The sequence below is a fragment of the Streptomyces sp. NPDC058664 genome (genome assembly GCF_042716635.1).
Classification (GTDB): Bacteria; Actinomycetota; Actinomycetes; order Streptomycetales; family Streptomycetaceae; genus Streptomyces.
The window spans coordinates 1-3456 of the sequence record NZ_JBHXRW010000160.1 but is presented as its reverse complement, the minus strand read 5'-3'; the positions used below and the strand labels follow the sequence as shown (position 1 = coordinate 3456).

Sequence of the window (3456 nt, the reverse complement as noted above, 5' to 3'; positions counted from 1 at the left end):
AACCGTCCTCCTCGGTGTCTAGCTCAGCCTCGGTGTGGTTGCTTCCCAAACCGTCCTCCTCGGTGTCTAGCTCGTCGAGGGCGAGCGAATAGCGATTCCACATGAAAATACCTCTTCCGATGGGAAGTAATAAAGCCTGAAGGATAGGATATAGGATGTGCTACTCGCGGCACGAGAAGCAATTACTCGATCTCGCATGCACTATTTCACTTATTCCCCTTCTGGATTGGCAGCCGGTCGCGACAGTACGCCTTTGCGGCTTCAGTGGATATAAATATCGCCCATGATGGCGAGCCTGGGGTGCTAAATAGCCATGTAATGAATCCGAGGAATTTTGCTATTCAAGCACTATAGCGGAGGTTGGGCACGCGGACGCCACGGCACGGGCGCACTCCTCATTTATGCTTACCGAGTCAGAATTCCGCATTACCACGAGCCCATCATCCTCATGCTGTTCAAAGAATTCAGGCATGATAGTGGTACATATTCCGGATCCGCAGCACCGCTGCCGGTAGATTGATATTTTCATCGGGAATCCATTTCAGTCCCATTCCACTGACAGCATGTCCACGCCATAGAATAGTCGGTGATGCAGGAACTTAATTGACTTCTGGCCTGATTCGAGGCGAAGTCGAGGCATACGCTGTTGCGTTCTGTAAATTACTGACTTAAGGACAGAGGAAGCAAGCGCTCGACCTAGACAGTGGTGGATTCCGTGGCCAAATGAGAGATGCGGGGCTTCCATTGACCGACGGAAGTTAATCTTCTCGGGGTTCTTGAAATACTTCTCATCCCAGTTCGCCGCAGGCAGTGACACTGCGATGTACTCGCCCGCTCTCACATTCTTTCCGCTTATAACTACGTCCCGCATTACTCTTCTGGGCAGGGGCCTGTGCAGGACCGAATAATATCTGGCAAATTCATCTACAGCCGCAGGCATCAGAGCCGGTTCTTCACGCAATTCCTCTGCTAGATCAGGCTGAACGATCAGCGTCAGCAGACTGAGGCTGATCATATTCCGCAGAGTTTCGTATCCTGCGATCATGAGCGTGACGAAGATGCATGTGAGTTCGTGCTCGGTCAGAGAAGTATCGGTGGATTCTTTTGCTGTGGATTGGAGGTGTGAGAGCAGGCTTCCGGCCGGCGCGCTTGCAGAACGGACGATGTTCTTGAGATAAGCCATCATCTCCTTCCCCGCGTGCTGCTTACCGGCTGGCGGTATTGCCGGGTCTTCAAAAGTGTGCAGCCATGCGTCAATGAGTGCGCGACCAGTGGCCGGCAGTCCCAGGAATTGGCACAGTGCCGCATAAGCGAGTGGATCGGCGAAGTTCTTGGTTAGATCGCTCCCTCGGCTTCCCGACTCTACCCCGTCCAGAAACTTGTCCACGAGCCGTTCTACTTGCTGGTTTTGTGCCGCTACCCTCCGAACAGTGAACCACGGCGTCAAAGTGCGGCGTATTCTTGTATGCCTAGGAGGGTCCACCTGGATGAACGACTCCAAGTCGGGAGGATTTCCTGGAAGCGGAATCCTCGAACTGAATACGTCACTGTTGCTCAGGATTTCCCGGACATCGTCATATCGGGTTACTACCCAGGACGACAGGGCGCTGGGGTTCGTGTTGCGCAGTATTGCGCCCCTTAGACGGAGCTCTGAATGCCTGGGGGGCTCAATCACTGGAAATCCCTTCGGGAGAGTAACAGCGCTGAGCCTACCGACGACTCGAGCGGTAAAGGGGAGACCTTGTCAGAATTCGCTTCTCGGGCTTCCGAGATAATATCTGCGTCTCCCGTAGCTGAGAAATTTCAATGCAATCTGGTTAATCATCCAGATCTCTTACACTAATCGCCGGGAGCGTCGCAATCAAAAATCCATGGAGAATCTGGACACCATGACGACCATATCGACCAGCAGGTGTCACTCAGAAGGTGCTCATTAAGCCGCCAAACCATCTCCGATTCCATTTTTTGTGGATGCATGACTGATTCTTGCTCTACTATCCCCATGAGAAAATCACCTCCACATTCGACCTAGAATGCCGAAAATGATATCGCCGTGACACCCAACCTGGATCGGAGGGAAAATCCCGCATCCCACGTTTAGGGGCTTTAGCGCGCAAGCTGGCATCGTCATTCAATTCATATGGGATTCGATATCATGGTCGACTTTCCACTTGTCATCCATGCTGAAATATGCGACCACTCGCGCCATGAGTAGTCGATACTCAGATATTGAAGTCGGACTGCTATTGATCCGAAACGGTTCAGGTTCTGGGTCGTTGGTGGTGTGTGAGTGATCTGGTGGGGGACGCGCGGCATCTGTCGCCGTCGGCGCAGGAGGCCCTTCGGCTGCGGGCGGTGGCCGCGTTGGTGGCGGGGCGGGACCGTGAGGACGCGGCGGCGGTCTTCGGGGTGTCGCTGAAGGCGGTCGACGGGTGGTGGGCGAAGTGGCAAGGCCGGCGGCCGGGAGGCGCTGGTCATGCAGCCACGGGGCAAGCCGGTCGGGGTGCACCAGGTGCTCGGGGAGGCCGAGCAGGCCGCGGTGCGGCAGACGGTGCTCGATCACCAGCCCTGCGACGTGGGCTTTACTGACTTCGGCGCGTCGGGGTGAATCTTCGCGAAGTGCCTGATCGGCCCGGTGCTGTGGCTGTATCTCGTGGTGTGTGAGGTATGCGGATGGGGAGGGCGGACTGACTCCGGCTGGACGTCAGCGGCGCGAGACAGTACAGAGGCAGGCGGCCGAGCTGTTCGAGCAGGAAGCCAAGCCGTCGGAGGTCGCACGCCGGCTGCGGGTGAGCGTGCAGTCGGCGTATCAGTGGCACCAATTGTGGCGCGATGGCGGGGTGGCGGCACTGGCCTCGCGTGGCCCGAGCGGTTCGCGGTGTCGGCTGTCGCCGCACTGCCTGGAGAAACTGACAAGGCTCCTGGAGGAAGGTCCGGCAGCGCACGGCTGGGGGGAAGACCAGGTGTGGATCGCATCGAGGGTGGCCACGCTGATCGGCCGGAAGTTCCACGTCTCCTACCGCGTCTCGGGCGTCACTCGTCTGATGCACCGGCTCGGGTTCTCCCCGCAGGTCGCCGTCCGTCGGGTCGCCGAACGCGACGAGCAGGCCGTCGCCGGGTGGAAGGAGGCGACCTGGGCGGAGGTAAAAAGGCCCCGGGCGGCCTGTGGGGGTTACATCTGTTTCGCGGATGAAGCGGGCTTCACCCGCCGGCCGCCCCGGGGACGGACCTGGGGCCGGCGGGGCCGCATCCCGGTCGTGACGGTGTCAGCGGTCGGCGTTCGGGACGGCTGTCGGTGGCCGGCCTGATCGCCATGCGGCCCGGTTCTCGGACCCGGCCGTGTCACCGTCTGCGGACCCACCCCGCGGGCAAGGGAACACGGCGCAGCATGAGCGAGCGGGACTTCATCGCACTGATCGACGGAGTCCACCAGTTGGTCAGGGCCCCGATCGTGCT

At 58.6% G+C, this 3456-nt stretch carries 4 protein-coding genes and 2 pseudogenes; 4 read left to right on the top strand and 2 right to left on the bottom strand.

Annotation, left to right across the window (positions count from 1 at the left end; genetic code table 11):
• Window positions 1–337 precede the first annotated feature (337 nt).
• Window positions 338–529 carry a ferredoxin gene (locus ACFWUY_RS40980; protein WP_384121946.1) on the bottom strand — a complete coding sequence of 64 codons (192 nt, stop codon included), beginning with the start codon at window positions 527–529 and terminating at the stop codon, window positions 338–340.
• A 12-nt stretch (window positions 530–541) separates the two neighbouring features.
• Entirely contained in the window at window positions 542–1387 is an 846-nt protein-coding gene (locus ACFWUY_RS40975; protein WP_384121943.1) for a cytochrome P450, read from the bottom strand.
• Window positions 1388–2286: 899 nt separating this feature from the next.
• Between ACFWUY_RS40975 and ACFWUY_RS40970 the strand changes: the two are divergent.
• The 4 genes and pseudogenes from ACFWUY_RS40970 to ACFWUY_RS40955 form a co-directional block, all read left to right on the top strand.
• A pseudogene (locus tag ACFWUY_RS40970) lies at window positions 2287–2403 on the top strand (IS630 family transposase); the annotation flags it as partial.
• A gap of 73 nt (window positions 2404–2476) precedes the next feature.
• The gene (locus ACFWUY_RS40965; RefSeq protein WP_384121951.1) at window positions 2477–2608 is read left to right on the top strand and encodes a hypothetical protein; all 132 of its coding nucleotides are present in this window, start codon (window positions 2477–2479) and stop codon (window positions 2606–2608) included.
• A gap of 52 nt (window positions 2609–2660) precedes the next feature.
• Window positions 2661–2834 (top strand): annotated as a pseudogene (locus ACFWUY_RS40960) (helix-turn-helix domain-containing protein); the annotation flags it as partial.
• Between the two features lie 129 nt (window positions 2835–2963).
• Window positions 2964–3308, top strand: coding sequence for a winged helix-turn-helix domain-containing protein (locus tag ACFWUY_RS40955; protein ID WP_384121949.1), 345 nt, complete (start codon window positions 2964–2966; stop codon window positions 3306–3308).
• The last annotated feature ends 148 nt before the right edge of the window (window positions 3309–3456 follow it).